The sequence below is a fragment of the Actinacidiphila sp. bgisy144 genome (assembly GCF_057708105.1).
The window spans coordinates 333,110-348,324 of record NZ_JBYIRM010000001.1 but is presented as its reverse complement, the minus strand read 5'-3'; the positions used below and the strand labels follow the sequence as shown (position 1 = coordinate 348,324).

Annotated in this window: 14 protein-coding genes; 8 read left to right on the top strand and 6 right to left on the bottom strand. The window is 73.7% G+C overall.

Translation table 11 applies throughout. The features are described from left to right. The first annotated feature begins 97 nt into the window (after positions 1–97). Complete coding sequence (locus AC3EVP_RS01610) at positions 98–1,747, top strand: succinic semialdehyde dehydrogenase (protein ID WP_435125055.1); 1,650 nt, start codon at positions 98–100, stop codon at positions 1,745–1,747. A gap of 99 nt (positions 1,748–1,846) precedes the next feature. Continuing rightward, positions 1,847–3,685, top strand: a complete 1,839-nt coding sequence (locus AC3EVP_RS01605) for a GMC oxidoreductase (protein ID WP_435125052.1) — start codon at positions 1,847–1,849, stop codon at positions 3,683–3,685. A 336-nt stretch (positions 3,686–4,021) separates the two neighbouring features. Here AC3EVP_RS01605 and AC3EVP_RS01600 read toward each other — a convergent pair whose 3' ends face one another. After that, the gene (locus tag AC3EVP_RS01600; protein ID WP_335978165.1) at positions 4,022–4,288 is read right to left on the bottom strand and encodes a chorismate mutase; all 267 of its coding nucleotides are present in this window, start codon (positions 4,286–4,288) and stop codon (positions 4,022–4,024) included. A gap of 357 nt (positions 4,289–4,645) precedes the next feature. Between AC3EVP_RS01600 and guaA the strand changes: the two genes are divergently transcribed. Together guaA and AC3EVP_RS01590 are read left to right on the top strand one after the other, a co-directional pair. Then, positions 4,646–6,262: a glutamine-hydrolyzing GMP synthase gene (gene guaA / locus AC3EVP_RS01595; protein ID WP_435125048.1), complete on the top strand. Its 1,617-nt coding sequence runs from the start codon at positions 4,646–4,648 to the stop codon at positions 6,260–6,262. Positions 6,263–6,442: 180 nt separating this feature from the next. Next, positions 6,443–7,000, top strand: a complete 558-nt coding sequence (locus AC3EVP_RS01590) for a DoxX family membrane protein (RefSeq protein ID WP_435125045.1) — start codon at positions 6,443–6,445, stop codon at positions 6,998–7,000. On the opposite strand, the gene AC3EVP_RS01585 is transcribed toward AC3EVP_RS01590, so the two are convergent. Both AC3EVP_RS01585 and AC3EVP_RS01580 read right to left on the bottom strand, forming a co-directional pair. Further along, positions 6,942–7,169: a hypothetical protein gene (locus AC3EVP_RS01585; protein WP_335978163.1), complete on the bottom strand. Its 228-nt coding sequence runs from the start codon at positions 7,167–7,169 to the stop codon at positions 6,942–6,944. The genes AC3EVP_RS01590 and AC3EVP_RS01585 overlap by 59 nt on opposite strands. Continuing rightward, entirely contained in the window at positions 7,166–8,515 is a 1,350-nt protein-coding gene (locus AC3EVP_RS01580) for a PspC domain-containing protein (RefSeq protein ID WP_435125041.1), read from the bottom strand. The genes AC3EVP_RS01585 and AC3EVP_RS01580 overlap by 4 nt, the downstream gene beginning before the upstream one ends. A gap of 156 nt (positions 8,516–8,671) precedes the next feature. On the opposite strand from AC3EVP_RS01580, the gene AC3EVP_RS01575 reads away from it, so the two are divergent. Both AC3EVP_RS01575 and AC3EVP_RS01570 read left to right on the top strand, forming a co-directional pair. Beyond that, complete coding sequence (locus tag AC3EVP_RS01575) at positions 8,672–9,973, top strand: ATP-binding protein (protein WP_335978161.1); 1,302 nt, start codon at positions 8,672–8,674, stop codon at positions 9,971–9,973. Further along, positions 9,970–10,653: a LuxR C-terminal-related transcriptional regulator gene (locus AC3EVP_RS01570; RefSeq protein WP_335978160.1), complete on the top strand. Its 684-nt coding sequence runs from the start codon at positions 9,970–9,972 to the stop codon at positions 10,651–10,653. The genes AC3EVP_RS01575 and AC3EVP_RS01570 overlap by 4 nt, the downstream gene beginning before the upstream one ends. Before the next feature lie 22 nt (positions 10,654–10,675). Here the strand turns inward: AC3EVP_RS01570 and AC3EVP_RS01565 are convergent, their stop codons facing one another. Next, the gene (locus AC3EVP_RS01565; RefSeq protein ID WP_335978159.1) at positions 10,676–10,996 is read right to left on the bottom strand and encodes a hypothetical protein; all 321 of its coding nucleotides are present in this window, start codon (positions 10,994–10,996) and stop codon (positions 10,676–10,678) included. A 124-nt stretch (positions 10,997–11,120) separates the two neighbouring features. Beyond that, positions 11,121–12,296 (bottom strand): MerR family transcriptional regulator, encoded by a 1,176-nt coding sequence (locus tag AC3EVP_RS01560; RefSeq protein WP_435125036.1) that lies wholly within the window; start codon positions 12,294–12,296, stop codon positions 11,121–11,123. A gap of 138 nt (positions 12,297–12,434) precedes the next feature. Between AC3EVP_RS01560 and AC3EVP_RS01555 the strand changes: the two genes are divergently transcribed. Continuing rightward, positions 12,435–13,361 (top strand): transglutaminase-like domain-containing protein, encoded by a 927-nt coding sequence (locus AC3EVP_RS01555; protein ID WP_435125034.1) that lies wholly within the window; start codon positions 12,435–12,437, stop codon positions 13,359–13,361. A 367-nt stretch (positions 13,362–13,728) separates the two neighbouring features. Continuing rightward, the gene (locus tag AC3EVP_RS01550) at positions 13,729–14,088 is read left to right on the top strand and encodes a hypothetical protein (RefSeq protein WP_435125031.1); all 360 of its coding nucleotides are present in this window, start codon (positions 13,729–13,731) and stop codon (positions 14,086–14,088) included. Between the two features lie 40 nt (positions 14,089–14,128). On the opposite strand, the gene AC3EVP_RS01545 is transcribed toward AC3EVP_RS01550, so the two are convergent. Next, the gene (locus tag AC3EVP_RS01545; RefSeq protein WP_435125028.1) at positions 14,129–15,211 is read right to left on the bottom strand and encodes a C40 family peptidase; all 1,083 of its coding nucleotides are present in this window, start codon (positions 15,209–15,211) and stop codon (positions 14,129–14,131) included. Positions 15,212–15,215 lie beyond the last annotated feature (4 nt).

Sequence of the window (15,215 nt, the reverse complement as noted above, 5' to 3'; positions counted from 1 at the left end):
TACGATGCCATCACATACTGGCGTGGTTGTGGAAGTCGCGGAGAAAAAAGCTACTGATGGGTACCCAGGGCGTCCCGGCCGCCGTACCCTCACCGGCATGACGGATTCGCCGGAAAGCGTGGCCCGCACTGCATCCCCCGACTTCGGCAGCACCGACGGCAGCGCCGACAACCCCGTCGCGCCCCGGCCCGCCGTCACGCGCGGCCCGCGGGACGTCGTCACCCCCGACCTGGTCGCCCGGCTGACCGCGGGCGTGCTCGGCTCGGGCCGGACCGCCGGCCACACCCCGCTGACCGGCGAGCAGCTCGCCGAACTGCCCGAGGCCACCCCGGACGACGTCGCCGAGGCATACCGCCGGGCCCGCGCCGCCCAGGCCGCCTGGGCGGCGACCCCGGTCCGCGAGCGGGCCCGGGTGCTGCTGCGCTTCCACGACCTGGTGCTCGCCCGGCAGGCCGAGGTGCTGGACCTGATCCAGCTGGAGACCGGCAAGGCGCGGCTGCACGCCCACGAAGAGGTCCAGGTGGTCGCGATGTCCGCCCGGCACTACGGCTTCAAAGCGCCCGCCTACCTGCGGCCCAGGCGGCACACCGGCGCCGTGCCCACCCTCACCAAGGCGCTCGAACTGCGCCAGCCGCGCGGGGTGGTGGGCCAGATCTCACCCTGGAACTACCCGCTGGAGCTGTCCGTCGGCGACGCGCTGCCCGCCTTCGCGGCCGGCAACGCGGTGGTGATGAAGCCCGACACCGAGACCGCACTGACCGCGCTGTGGGCCCGCCGGCAGCTCATCGAGGCCGGGCTGCCCGAGGACGTGTGGCAGATCGTCATCGGGGACGGACCGGTGGTCGGCCCCGCGGTCGTGGAGCACGCCGACTACGTCTCCTTCACCGGCTCCACCCGCACCGGCCGCGAGGTCGCCCAGCGCGCCGCGGCCCGGCTGGTCGGCGCCTCGCTGGAACTCGGCGGCAAGAACGCCCTGCTGGTGCTGCGCGACGCCGACCTGGACCGGGCCGCCGCGGGCGCGGTCCGCGCCTGCTTCGCCTCCGCCGGCCAACTGTGCATCTCCATCGAGCGGTTGTTCGTGCACGAGTCGGTCGCCGACGCCTTCACCGCGAAGTTCGTCGAGCTGACCCGGTCGCTGAAGCTCGGCACCGCGCTGGCCTACGGCGCGGGCATGGGCTCGCTGGTCGGGCAGCGGCAGCTCGACGTGGTCAGCCGGCACGTGGACGAGGCCCGGGAGAAGGGCGCCAGGGTGCTCACCGGCGGCCGCCCGCGCCCCGACATCGGCCCGTACGTCTACGAGCCGACGGTGCTCGCCGACGTCGAGGCGCCGATGGCGGTGTGCGCGGAGGAGACCTTCGGCCCGGTGGTCTCCGTCTACCGCTTCCGCGACGAGGACGAGGCGGTCGCGCGGGTCAACGCCAGCGAGTACGGCCTCAACTCCAGCGTGTGGACCCGCGACATCCGCCGCGGCACCGCGCTCGCCGCCCGGCTGCGCTCCGGCACGGTCAACGTCAACGAGGCGTACGCGGCGGCCTACGGCAGCGTGCGGGCGCCGATGGGCGGCATGAAGGACTCCGGGCTGGGCCGCCGGCACGGCTCGGAGGGCATCGTGAAGTACACCGAGGCGCAGACCGTGGCCGTGCAGCGGCTGATGCCGATGGGCCCGGCGTTCGGCATGGACGACGAGAAGTACGCGGCGCTGCTGAACGTCTCGCTGCGGCTGATGAAGGCGCTGCGCCTGCGCTGAACGCCCGTACCCGCCGCACCTCGTACGCCCGCGCCGCGCCCCGCCGGCAAAGGCGCCCGCCGGCCGCGGCGCGACCGACCGACCCCTCCGGAGGACCAGGTGGCACAGGAAGACGGCAACGGCGACGGCTACGACTTCGACGTCATCGTGGTCGGGTCGGGTTTCGGCGGCGCGGTCTCCGCGCTGCGGCTGACCGAGAAGGGCTACCGGGTCGGCGTGCTGGAGGCCGGCCGCCGCTTCGCCCGCGACGAGCTGCCGAAGAACTCCTGGGACGTGCGCAACTACCTGTGGGCGCCCGCCCTGGGCCTGTACGGCATCCAGCGCATCCACGTGCTGGGCAAGGTGCTGGTGCTGGCAGGCGCGGGCGTCGGCGGCGGCTCGCTGAACTACGCCAACACCCTCTACGTGCCGCCCGCCGCCTTCTTCCAGGACCGGCAGTGGGGCGCGATCACCGACTGGCAGCAGGAGCTGGCGCCGTACTACGACCAGGCCCGGCGGATGCTCGGGGTGCGGCTGAACCCGACGATGACGCCGTCCGACGTCCACCTCAGGGACGCCGCCGAGAAGATGGGCGTGGGGGACACCTTCCACCTGGCGCCGGTCGGGGTGTTCTTCGGCGACGGGCGGGACGCCTGCGGTGAGGGCGAGGGCGCCGGCGGGCCGAGCGCGGCGCCCGGCGAGGAGGTCGCGGACCCGTACTTCGGCGGCGCCGGGCCGCGGCGGCGGGCCTGCACCGAGTGCGGTGAGTGCATGACCGGCTGCCGGCACGGCGCGAAGAACACCCTGAACGAGAACTACCTGCACCTCGCGGAGCGGGCCGGCGCCCAGATCCGGGCGATGACGACGGTCGTGGAGCTGGCCGAGGACCCGGCCGGCGGCTACCTGGTCACCACGGTGCCGACCGACCGGCGCCGGAAGGGCGCCCGGCAGGTGCTGCGGGCCCGGCAGGTGGTGGTCGCGGCCGGCACCTACGGCACCCAGACGCTGCTGCACGCCATGCGGGACAGCGGGCGGCTGCCGCGGATCTCCGCGCGGCTGGGCGAGCTGACCCGGACCAACTCCGAGGCACTGGTGGGCGCGCAGACCTCCGCGGGGCGCTACCGCAAGCGCTACCCGGACCGGCCGCTGGACTTCACCCGGGGCGTGGCCATCACCTCCTCGGTGCACCCGAACGACCACACCCACATCGAGCCGGTCCGCTACGGCCGCGGCTCCAACGCGATGGGCAACCTGTCGATCATGGCGGCGCCCTACCGCGGGAAGCTGCCGCGCTGGGCGGAGTTCGCGGTGAACTACCTGCGGCACCCGGCGGTCGCCTTCCGCTCGCTGTCGAACTTCCGGTGGTCGGAGCGGACGATCATCGGGCTGGTGATGCAGACCAGCGACAACTCGCTGACCACCTACCGCAAGGACAAGGGCCTGGGGAAGGGGCTGCTGACCGCCCGTCAGGGCCACGGCGCCCCCAACCCGGTGCACATCCCCGAGGGCGCGCGGGCGGCCGAGCTGATCGCCGAGGAGATCAACGGCTTCGCCGGCAGCAACGTCGGCGAGGCCACCGACCGGCCGATGACCGCGCACTTCCTGGGCGGCTGCCCGATCGGCGCGGACGCCGAGCAGGGCGTCATCGACCCCTACCACCGGCTGTTCGGGCATCCGGGCATCCATGTGGTCGACGGCGCCGCGGTCTCGGCGAACCTCGGGGTGAACCCGTCGTTGACCATCACCGCGCAGGCCGAGCGGGCGATGTCGCTGTGGCCGAACAAGGGCATGCCGGACCCGCGGCCCGCCCAGGGCGAGCCGTACCGCAGGATCGCCGCGGTGGAACCGCTCGCCCCGGCCGTGCCGGCGGACGCTTTCGGCGCGCTGCGGCTGCCGCTGCTGCCGGTGCCCCGGGTACCGCGGGCGGAAGAAGCGCCGCGGCTGCCCAAATCGCCCTGAACACGCTGTAATGTGGTGGTCGCAGAGCGGTCGGCCCCGGGCGTCCCCGAGAACCGACCGCCTCTTTTCCAGTCGCGACCGGGCTGCTGTCCCCTGCCGTCCGGTCACTTCGACCGATGCGAGGTCCCACGGCGGCCGCGTTGCCGCAGCCGCCTCATCGCACCGGCTCACACCCCGCCCAGCTGCGTCTGGGCGGTGTCCATATCCACGCGTGGTGTTGGGTTACCGCCCCTGGCTGGCACGGACACCACCTCCAACGAAGGGGCCGTCGGCCGGTCACGTGCCGTTCGGGTGATCCCCCTCGAAAGGGGAACTGCGCGGGTCGCGGTCATATGGTCATACCTTGCCGCGGCCCAGTTCCAGCAGGGTCATCGCCAGCGCGGTGCCGGGGCGGCCGAGCGCGTCGCCGTACACCCGCAGCACCTCCATCTCGCGGGCCAGGTGCAGCCGGCGGCCGCCGGCGCCCATCCGGGCCGCCTGCACCTCCTGCGAGACCCCGACGCGCTGCCGGACCAGCTCGATGATCCGCAGGTCGAGATCGTCGATGCGCTGCCGGGCCTCGGTGATGGTCTGCTCGGCGTCGGGGGGAAGGGTGTCGGTCACGGTCTGCTCCTCGGGTCGTGGGCGTCTTCGTCACGACCCGGGCCGCGGTCCGGGGAAGCGACAGGCGCCCCGGGCCGAGTGGCCCGGGGCGCCTGGAGGTCGCTTGGTTGTCAGCTCACGCGACGCGACCATGGCAGCCGGACCGGCCGGTGCCATAGGTAAACGCGAAGGTGTACGTGAGCATGGCGCCAGTATGGACCACGGCCCCCGGTCCGGCGCAAGGCGGGTCCGGCGTGCGCGTCCGGCCGGCGGGCCCGGCGGGGTGCCCGGCAGGGGGCGGCAGGCGCCGTCCGGGGAGCACTCCGGCGCTGGGTAGACTGGGTGCCACTCTCCCGTACTCTCGCCGGAAGGCCGCCCGTGTCCTCAGCGACCCCAGCCGACCCCGCTCCCGACGGCGCCGCCGCCACCGACACCACCACCGACACCGTCCTGGTCGTGGACTTCGGCGCGCAGTACGCCCAGCTCATCGCGCGCCGGGTGCGCGAGGCGCGGGTCTACAGCGAGATCGTGCCCTCGTCGATGCCGGTCGCCGAGATGCTGGCCAAGCGGCCGCGGGCGATCATCCTGTCCGGCGGCCCCTCCTCGGTCTACGAGCCGGGCGCGCCCCGCCTGGACCGCGAGCTGTTCGACGCCGGGGTCCCGGTCTTCGGCATGTGCTACGGCTTCCAGCTGATGGCCACGGTGCTCGGCGGCACCGTCGACAACACCGGCGCCCGGGAGTACGGCCGTACCGCCCTGGAGGTCGCCAAGCCCGGCTCCACCCTCTTCGAGGGCACCCCGGACCAGCAGTCGGTGTGGATGTCGCACGGCGACGCCTGCTCGGCCGCGCCCGCGGGCTTCACCGTCACCGCCAGCACCGACGTGGTGCCGGTCGCCGCCTTCGAGAACGACGAGAAGCGGCTGTACGGCGTGCAGTACCACCCCGAGGTGATGCACTCCACGCACGGCCAGCAGATCCTGGAGCACTTCCTCTACCGCGGCGCCGGCATCACCCCGGAGTGGACCACCACCAATGTCGTCGAGGAGCAGGTCGCCGCGATCCGCGCCCAGGTCGGCGACCGGCGGGCGATCTGCGGGCTGTCCGGCGGCGTGGACTCCGCGGTCGCCGCGGCCCTGGTGCAGCGCGCCATCGGCGACCGGCTGACCTGCGTCTACGTCGACCACGGCCTGATGCGCAAGGGCGAGACCGAGCAGGTCGAGAAGGACTTCGTGGCCGCGACCGGGGTGCGGCTGAAGATCGTCGACGCCTCCCAGCGGTTCCTCGACGCGCTGGCCGGGGTCGCCGACCCGGAGCAGAAGCGCAAGATCATCGGCCGGGAGTTCATCCGGGTCTTCGAGCAGGCGCAGGCCGAGATCGTCGCCGAGGCGCCGGACGACCAGCCGGTGGAGTTCCTGGTGCAGGGCACCCTCTACCCGGACGTGGTGGAGTCCGGCGGCGGCACCGGCACCGCCAACATCAAGTCGCACCACAACGTCGGCGGACTCCCCGAGGACCTGGAGTTCGCCCTCGTCGAGCCGCTGCGCAAGCTCTTCAAGGACGAGGTGCGGATGGTCGGGCAGGAGCTCGGCCTGCCCGAGGAGATCGTCCAGCGGCAGCCGTTCCCCGGCCCGGGCCTGGGCATCCGCATCGTCGGCGAGGTCACCCGCGAGCGCCTGGACCTGCTGCGCGAAGCCGACGCCATCGCCCGCGAGGAGCTGACCGCGGCCGGTCTGGACCGCGACATCTGGCAGTGCCCGGTGGTGCTGCTCGCCGACGTCCGCTCGGTCGGCGTCCAGGGCGACGGCCGCACCTACGGCCACCCGATCGTGCTGCGCCCGGTCTCCTCCGAGGACGCGATGACCGCCGACTGGTCCCGGCTGCCGTACGAGGTGCTGGCCCGGATCTCCACCCGGATCACCAACGAGGTCGCCGACGTCAACCGGGTCGTGCTCGACGTCACCAGCAAGCCGCCGGGCACCATCGAGTGGGAGTGAGCGGGCTTTTCGTGCCGGGCCGCCCGGCACGAAGCCCGGTCCGGGACATCACGAAGCCCGGTCCGGGAAAAGTCGCGGCCTGTTGAGTCGCGGCGCCCCGGTCTACGTATCACCTCCTGACGCCGCTGCAACGGAAGACGACTTCCACCCCACCAACTGCGGCGGGAGAGGCGGAAGAAGATGCTGGAGATGTGGCGGGAGACCGCGCGCCGGTACGCGCTGCTGCCCTTGCGGATCTTCCTCGGAGTGACCTTCGCCTACGCCGGGCTCGACAAGCTGACCAGCGACACCTTCTTCACCGACTCGGCGAACGGCTCGCTGCTCCAGACCCTGCACGGCGTGCGGGACTCCGCGGCGATCCCGGGCCTGGTCGACCTCGCGCTCAAGGCCCCGCACGGTTTCGGCTACGCGATCGCGCTCGGCGAACTGGCGGTCGGCCTCGGTGTGCTCTTCGGGCTGCTCGGCCGGGTCGCCGCGCTCGGCGGCGCGCTGATCTCGCTGAGCCTGTGGCTGACGGTCAGCTGGGCCACCACGCCCTACTACTACGGCAACGACCTGATCTACCTGATGGCCTGGCTGCCGCTGCTGCTCGCCGGCACCCCGTACCTGTCGCTCGACCTGCTGATCAGGAAGTGGCGCACCGGGACGGGCGGCGGCGCGGAAGGCGGCACCGGTCCGGCTACCGCTGAGGCGAGCGCCGCCGCCGCAGGGCCAGTACGGTCCGCACCCCCTGCGTGACGACCGACGTCGCGACGACCAGGCCGAGACCCGCCCCCGCGAGCGCACTCGTGAGGCGCGGGTCCGACAGGTCCCACACGCCGAGCACGTCGAGCAGGAAGAACACCGCCAGCGTGACCAGGACCAGGCCCGTCACCAGGGCCGCCGGTTCGAAGCGGTGCCGCCTCACCGGACCACCCGCACGTCCCCGACGGCGACGTCGACCCGCACCTCCACGGTCCCGGCCGACGCCGTACCCGGCCTGGCCGCGTACACCTTCGTGTCATGGGCTCCGGTCTTGATGTCCACTCCGCTGTGGTCCTCTCCGGGCAGCAGCACCTCACCGGCGCCGATGTGGTAGCTGAGCACCACGGTGGCGTCCTTCGGGAGCCGCACCAGCGCCTCGCCGGCCCGCACCCTCAGCCGCGTGGTGACGGTACGGCCGTGCGCGGCGGCGTTCGTCAGGTCCAGCACGCCGTGGCCGACCCCGCGTTCGTACCCGGGCCGGACCGCGGCCGCACTCGCCGGTGCCCAGGTGGTGCCCCACCCCGGCTGGTCCTTCGGCAGCCAGGCCGCGCCGACCAGCCCGGCCACGGTCAGCAGCGTCCAGAACGCGGTCAGCCCGCGCGGCCGGCCCGCGAAGGACGCCACGAGATAGGCGGCGCCGAACACGAACAGCGCCGACAGCAGCCCGATCTCCAGGCTGCTGCCCACCGACGTCCGCGGCAGCGACACCGAGGTGCCCACCACCGCGGCGGTGGCCGCCACCAGGAACGCCGCCAGCCCGAACGGCCAGTTCCGCTCCTTGCGCTCCGCCCTGCGCCGCTCCCGCCACGGCTGCTGGTCCGGCCCCTCGTAGGGCCCGTCGTCCGGGCCCCACAGGTAGGGCGGCGCCTTCGTCAGCGGGTCGCGCCACCAGGAGGGGGCGCTGCCCGGCCCGGGCGGCGCCTGGGCGGCGGGCGGCGCGTCCGCGACGGAACCCGCCGCCGTGAGCGGGCCCTCACCGGCCGCCCGCAGCCGGGACCGCTGCTGCGACCAGTACAGCGCGGCGACGGTGGAACCCAGCAGGATCAGCGAGAACGCCTGGTTGGCGGCGTTGCCCAGCAGCGAGGCGTACAGCCCGCAGCCGACCAGTGCCATCAGCACGGCGACCAGCGGCGCGCCCTCGATCCGGCCGGACAGCAGCCGGTGCGCCTCGCTCTCCTGCTCGTCCTCCTGCGGCACGACCAGCCAGCCCAGCCCGTAGATGATCAGGCCGATGCCGCCGGTCAGGGCGAGCACCGCGAGGACGATCCGGATGATGACCGGGTCGACGTCGAAGTAGCGGCCCGCGCCGTGGCAGACACCGGCGATCACCTTGTTGTCGCCGTGGCCGCGCCGCAGGGTCGGACGGCCGTCGGCAGCGGTGGCGCCGGCAGCCGGGACGGCGGTGGCGGCAGCGTCGGCGTCGGCGGCAGCGGCGTCGGCCCCGGTGGCTTCGGTGCCGGCCGGGCCGCCGGTGGCGGTGGCCGCGTCGTCGGCGGGCTGGTCGGTCATGGACACCATGGTCGCCCGTCCGGCGCCCCGCCGGCACCCGCCCCGACCCTGGTCCGACCCTGATCCCGCCCCGGACGTCCCCTGGGGGTCCCGTTCCCGCATCAACGGGGGTTCACCCTGATGCCCCGCGGGGCGTGCCTGTGTGACGATCGGGGTATGTCAGCCAGCCCCCCGCCGCCGCCCGCAGCGCCCGGCGGCGTCTCCGGCGCGTCCTTCCTCGCGCCCCCGGAACCCGGCGCCGGCGGGGTGCGCAAGCTCTACCGCAGCTCCGAGGGCCGGATGGTCGGCGGCGTGGCGCGCGGGCTGGCCGGCCACCTCGGGCTGCCGGTGCTGTGGCTGCGGGCGCTGTTCGTGCTGCTCGCCGTCTTCAACGGCATCGGCATCCTGCTCTACGCGGTGTTCTGGTTCTTCGTGCCGCTCGGCGTCGGCGGGGTCGCCGAGGCGAAGGAGCCGCGCGACGCCCGCTCCTGGCTCGCGGGCAAGCGGCCCGACAAGGGCCAGGTGCTGGCGCTGATCGCACTGGCGATCGGCACCGGCATCCTCGTGGGCAACCTCAACCTCGGCGCGGCCAACCGCGCGGTGTGGCCGCTGCTGGTGATCGGTGTCGGCGTGGCGCTGGTGTGGCGGCAGGCCGACAACGCCCGCAAGGCGCACTGGGTCGAGATGAGCCACGGCAAGCGGTTCTGGCCGCTGGTGCGCGCCGCGGGCGGCATCGTGCTGGTGATCGCCGGGGTGACCGGCTTCATCGTGGTGCGCGGCTCGGGCGGGCACCTCGGCGGCATCCTCCAGGCCGCGCTCGCCGTGCTGGTCGGGGTGGCGCTGATCGCCGGCCCGTACCTGGTGCGGATGACGCAGGACCTGTCCGCGGAGCGGCTGATGCGCATCCGCGCCCAGGAGCGGGCCGAGGTCGCCGCCCATGTGCACGACTCGGTGCTGCACACGCTCACGCTGATCCAGCGGCACGCGGACGAGCCGCGCGAGGTGGCCCGGCTGGCCCGGGCGCAGGAGCGGGAGCTGCGCGCGTGGCTGTACCGCCCGGAGGGCACCGGCCGCGACGACGAGCCGACCACGCTGGCCGAGGCTGTACGGGCCGCCGCCGCGGAGGTGGAGGACGCGCACGGCGTGCCGGTGGAGGTGGTGTGCGTCGGCGACAGCCCGCTGGACGAGCGGCTGGTGGCGCAGATGCAGGCCGCGCGCGAGGCCATGGTCAACGGTGCGAAGTACGGTGGCGGCGGCGCGGTCCAGGTCTACGCGGAGGTCGAGGAGGCGAAGGTGTTCGTCTCGGTGCGCGACCACGGCCCCGGTTTCGACCTCGACCAGGTTCCCGGCGACCGCATGGGCGTAAGAGAATCGATCATCGGACGGATGCGGCGCAACGGCGGTGAGGCCCGGCTGCGGGCGGCGCCCGGCGGCGGCACGGAAGTCGAACTGGAGATGGAGAGGGTGGCGGCGGCATGACTACGCCCACGGGAGACGAGCGACGGGTCCGGGTGGTGCTCGTCGACGACCACCGCATGTTCCGCACCGGGGTCCAGGCGGAGATCGGGGTCACCGCGGAGACCGGGGTCGAGGTGGTCGGCGAGGCCGCCGACGTGGACCAGGCGGTCAGCGTGGTGACCGCGACCCGGCCCGAGGTGGTGCTGCTCGACGTCCACCTGCCCGGCGGCGGCGGGGTGGAGGTGCTGCGGCGGTGCGCGGCGCTCAGCGCCGACCCGGAGCGGCCGGTGCGGTTCCTGGCGCTGTCGGTGTCCGACGCGGCCGAGGACGTGATCGGGGTCATCCGCGGCGGTGCGCGCGGCTATGTCACCAAGACCATCACCGGGCCCGACCTGGTCGACTCGATCTTCCGGGTGCGCGACGGCGACGCGGTGTTCTCGCCGCGGCTGGCCGGCTTCGTGCTCGACGCGTTCGCGTCCACCGACGCGCCGCCGGTGGACGAGGACCTCGACCGGCTCACCCAGCGCGAGCGGGAGGTGCTGCGGCTGATCGCGCGCGGCTACGCCTACAAGGAGATCGCGAAGCAGCTGTTCATCTCGGTGAAGACGGTGGAGTCGCACGTCTCCGCGGTGCTGCGGAAGCTGCAGCTGTCCAACCGGCACGAGCTGACGCGGTGGGCGACCGCGCGGCGGCTGGTGTGATCCGCCGCCGGGCGCCGCACCGTCAGCCGTCCTCCTCGTCGGCGGGCCAGACCAGGGTGTAGTCGGGGGTGGGGGCGGTGCGCTGTTCCACGGGGGTGTGCAGGGAGTCCATGGGGACGTCGTCGGGCACCGCGCAGCGGCTGAGGTGGACACCGGTCAGGCAGCGCCCGCACCAGAAGGACGCGTAGCCGACGCGGTCGGCCGGCAGGCCGCAGAAGGTCAGGTTCAGCTCGGGCGCGGCGCAGTTGGGGCAGGGCATGTCGGGGGCCGCCGCGGGCAGCCGGTCGTAGCGCTGCCGGAAGGCCGCCATCCAGTCGCCCCAACTCGCCTCCAGGGCTTGCATCGGTGGTTCTCCCGTCGGGTCGGCTCATCGGGCGAACGTAGACACTACGCCGGTGGGCCGCGGCGCCGGCCTGAATGCCCGAACCGTGACCTTCTCCGGGCGCCCGATGCGGCGGTCGGTCCCGTTATGCCGGGGCCGCGGTGGAGACCACGTCGGCGACCACGCAGCTGACGTTGTCCGGGCCGCCCGCGGCGTTGGCCAGCGCGATCAGTGCGGCCGTGGCGGCATCGGGTGCGGCCTCGGTGGTGAGCACCCGGCGGATCTCCTCCGCGGAGGCGGCCGCGGGCAGCCCGTCGGAGCACAGCAGGTAGCGGTCGCCGGGTTGCGGCTCGTGCAGCTTCAGGTCGGCGGAGGGCGCCGGGCTGCCGGACAGCAGGGCGCGCAGCAGCAGGGCGCGGTCGGGGTGGGAGGCGGCCTCGGCCTCGGTGAGGCGGCCGTCGTCGACCATGGACTGCACGAGCGTGTGGTCGTGGGTGATCAGGAACAGCTCGCCGTCGCGCAGCAGGTACGCGCGGCTGTCGCCGATGTGCACCAGGGCGAGGTGGGTGCCGGTCCACAGCATGGCGGTCAGGGTGGTGCCGTCGGGGATCGCGCCCTCCTCGCGCGGCCCGGTGCCGGTGCTGGTGCCGCCCCCGGTGCTGGCGTCGACCGCGCGGGCCGCGGCCTCCACCGCGTCCTGGAGGACGTTGAGCAGGTTGCCCGGCGGGAGCGCCCCGGCCGTCTCGAGGCCGGTGAGCGCCTCGATCGCGGCGGCGCTGGCCGGGGCGCCGGCCGGCCCGAAGCCGTCGGCGACCGCGAGCAGCCGGTCGCCGGCGTGGACCGCGTCCTGGTTTCCCGGCCGGACCAGGCCCGCGTCCGAGCGGGCGGCGTAGCGGAGGGTGAGTGTGCCGTGGGACATGGGTGGTTCCTCTCCTGACGTGGTGGGACCGGCGGTGCTGCCCGGCCCCCCGGGTGCGCGGTTCAGGTGCGCGAGCACGAACGCGGTGAGGTCGCGCCGCGCGGCCGTCTCCGCCTCCACCTGCGCCCAGTACCCGCGCACCTCCTGCGCGGCCGCCGCGTTCGTGGCGCACGCGCAGACCCGCCGGATGCGGGCCAGCGGCATGCCGATCCGCCGCAACCACGCCACCAGCCGGGCCCGTTCGAGCTGCTCGGGCGCGTAGAACCGGTATCCGGTGGCGGGGTCCACCCGGGCCGGGGTGAGCAGCCCGAGGTCGTCGTACAGCCGCAGGGCCTTCGCCGACAGCCGGGCCGCCGCGGCGAACGCCCCGATGGTCAGCAGCGGCGCTCCGCTCGTGGTCATACGGTTCTCCTTCCAGTCACCGCGCGGGGCGGGACCGGGCCGGGGACAGGGCCGCGGGTCGGCGGGGGTGGCCCGGTGGGGCCGGTGCGACCACAATGGGGGCTGTCCCAAGGGCAAGGTCAAGCAGGGGGCTTCGTCATGACCGCACACCGGATCGCGCCGGCGGAAGCCGCCTTCTACACCGCGCAGAGCGTCTTCTCCGACCCGGGCGAACTCGTCGGCTGGTACGCCGACCTGCCCCGGGACGTCGGCGAACTCGCCCGGGTGGTGCGGGAGGTGATGGTCCACCGCGTGGAGGGCGGCCAGTTCGGGGTGCCGATCGCCGAGGACCGGATGCGGGACGACGCGGAGACCCGCTACGTGGACGACATCCTGCGGCTGGTGGTCAGCCGGGACGGAGCGCCGCTGCGCAAGGGGCGCGACCTGGCCGACCGGTTCGTGGGGATCTGCCGGGACTTCACGCTGCTGCACGTGTCGCTGCTGCGCCACGTCGGCATCCCGGCGCGGCTGCGCTCCGGGTTCGCCGACTACTTCGGCACCGACGGCTTCCACTTCGACCACGTCGTCACCGAGTACTGGGACGACGAGCGCGGCTGGCTGCTGGCCGACGCGCAGATCGCCGACCCCGCGTGGTACCCGATGCCGTTCGAGGCGACCGACGTGCCGCGGGACCGCTTCCTCGTCGCGGGCGAGGCGTGGCGGCAGATCCGCGCCGGGACCGCGGACCCGCTGTCCTTCGGGCTCCACCTGCCGCAGGGGCCGATGGTGGGGGAGCGGTTCGTGGCGGGCGACATCCGGCTCGACCTGGCCGCCCTCAACAAGGTGGAGACCCTGCTGTGGGACGTGTGGGGCCCCGGCTCCGAGGCCGACCCGGAGTGCGCCGGCGGCACCGGACTGCCCGCCGGGCTCCGCGACCTGTACGACATCGCGGCCCGCGTCACCAGCGGCGAGGTGTCCTTCGCCGAGGTCCGCGCGCTCTTCGCCGACCACGACGGCCTGCGCACCCCGGCGACCGTGCTGTCCCTGGCCCCCTTCAACGGCCCCAGCCGGGTCACCCTGCGCTGAGCCGGACCACCCCCTGCGTCGAGCCGAGCCGAGCCGAGCCGCGCCGGGCCGGGCGCCGCCGCTCCTTCGTCGAGGAGGCCCGGCAGCACCGCGCACGGGGGGACGCGGCGCCGCCGGGCTCGGCGGAGGTGGCCGCGCCGCGGGCGGACCGACGGCGATGGGAACCGACCACCTGCCGACGACGCTAAGCCTTCACCCGGCCCCGCCCCGCCCCGCTGTCCGGGACTGCCCGCAATTCGTCGCGGCCGACCGGATGCGGCACGGTTCCGGCAGGCGCGCTGCCCGCATCCCGGCGCCCGGCGACCGAACCCCGCCATCGGGCACCCCGCCCGCCGCCGGCTGCTATGCGCGCCGTAGGGTCCGGCGCATGGACACCCTCATCAATGTCTTCGTCGGGCTGCACATCATCGGCATCGCGGCGCTGCTGGGCGGCTTCCTCACCCAACTCAAGGTGCTGGGCCCCGGCCGCGCCGAGCCGCGCTTCGTGCCCGGCATGCTCTACGGCGCGTGCACGATGCTGGTGACCGGCGTCGCCCTGGTCGGTCTGGCGCACGCCGACGACCGGCACATCAGCAACGTCAAGATCGGCGTCAAGCTGGCCGTGCTGCTGGTGATCCTCGCGCTGGTCTACGTCAAGCGCGACGACGAGAAGGTGGAGACGGCCCTGTTCGGCGCGGTCGGCGGCCTGACCGTCGTCAACATCTTCATCGCGGTGCTCTGGACCTGAGCACCGCGACGAAGACGGGGATGAACGGGCTCCGGGCGCGTCAGACGATGCGGCGGGCCGTGGCGAACGGCATCCAGCTCAGCGGGGCGACCTCGACCGTGGCGCCCGTGTGCGGGGCGTGCACGATGTTGCCGTTGCCGATGTAGATCCCGACGTGGCTGAGGCCGGAGTAGAAGAACACCAGGTCGCCCGGGCGCAGATCGGCCTCGGAGACCGCGGTGCCCTGCTTGGCCTGGTCCCAGGTGGTGCGCCCGAGGCTGATCCCGGCGGCCTTGTAGGCGGCCTGGGTCAGGCCCGAGCAGTCGTACGAACCGGGGCCGGTGGCCCCGTAGACGTACGGCTTGCCCTGCTGCGCCAGCGCGAACTGGATCGCGGTGGCGGCGCGGCCGGTCGCGGTGCCGGTGTACGTGGGGGTGGTGCTGGAGGACGACGAGGAGGAGGACGACGACGAGGAGGAAGTCGTCGTCTTCGGCTGCTGGAGCGCGGCGAGCTTCTTCTTCTGCTCCGCGGTGAGGCTGTTGAGCAGCTTCTGCGCGGCGGCCAGCTTCGTCTGCACGCTCTTCTTCTGCGTGGCGAGCGTGGTCTGCGAGGACGTCAGCTTCTTCAGGCTCGCGGTGGCCTGGGCGCGCTGGACCGACGCCTGCTCCTGCTGGATCTTGAACTTCTGGAGCGCCTGCTCCTGCGTGGCGGTCAGCCGGTCCAGCAGGTGGTTCTGCGACAGGAAGCTCTCCGGGTCGTCGGAGAAGAGCAGCTGCGTGGTGGCACCGAAGCCGCCGGTGCGGTACTGCTCGGCGGCGAACTGCCCCAGCACGCGCCGGGACTCGTTCATCTGCTCGGTCTTGTCGGCGACCTGGGCCAGCAGTTGGTTGGTCTTGGCGCGCTGGGTCGCCGTCTGCTCCTTGGCCTGGTCGTACTTCTGCGTGGCGACCTCGGCCTGCTGGTTGAGCGTGTCGACCTGCTTCTTGACCTGGCTGATCGACGGCTGCGAGGGCTTCGCGGGGGCCGCGCTCGCCGTCTCGCTCAGGAGGGTGACCGATGCGATGGCCGCGGTGGTGAGACCGACGGCGGCCCGGGTGCCGGTCGACGCGAGGAGCGGGGTACGCGGCTTGCGGTGCGACGCCAAGGAG

Excerpts from the sequence above, each read along its gene's own strand:
- AC3EVP_RS01575 (WP_335978161.1), top strand. The coding sequence starts at position 8,672 with ATGTCAGCCAGCCCCCCGCCGCCGCCCGCAGCGCCCGGCGGCGTCTCC.
- AC3EVP_RS01610 (WP_435125055.1), top strand. The coding sequence starts at position 98 with ATGACGGATTCGCCGGAAAGCGTGGCCCGCACTGCATCCCCCGACTTC.
- AC3EVP_RS01580 (WP_435125041.1), bottom strand. The coding sequence starts at position 8,515 with ATGACCGACCAGCCCGCCGACGACGCGGCCACCGCCACCGGCGGCCCG.
- AC3EVP_RS01570 (WP_335978160.1), top strand. The coding sequence starts at position 9,970 with ATGACTACGCCCACGGGAGACGAGCGACGGGTCCGGGTGGTGCTCGTC.
- AC3EVP_RS01550 (WP_435125031.1), top strand. The coding sequence starts at position 13,729 with ATGGACACCCTCATCAATGTCTTCGTCGGGCTGCACATCATCGGCATC.
- AC3EVP_RS01560 (WP_435125036.1), bottom strand. The coding sequence starts at position 12,296 with ATGACCACGAGCGGAGCGCCGCTGCTGACCATCGGGGCGTTCGCCGCG.
- AC3EVP_RS01565 (WP_335978159.1), bottom strand. The coding sequence starts at position 10,996 with ATGCAAGCCCTGGAGGCGAGTTGGGGCGACTGGATGGCGGCCTTCCGG.
- AC3EVP_RS01590 (WP_435125045.1), top strand. The coding sequence starts at position 6,443 with ATGCTGGAGATGTGGCGGGAGACCGCGCGCCGGTACGCGCTGCTGCCC.
- AC3EVP_RS01555 (WP_435125034.1), top strand. The coding sequence starts at position 12,435 with ATGACCGCACACCGGATCGCGCCGGCGGAAGCCGCCTTCTACACCGCG.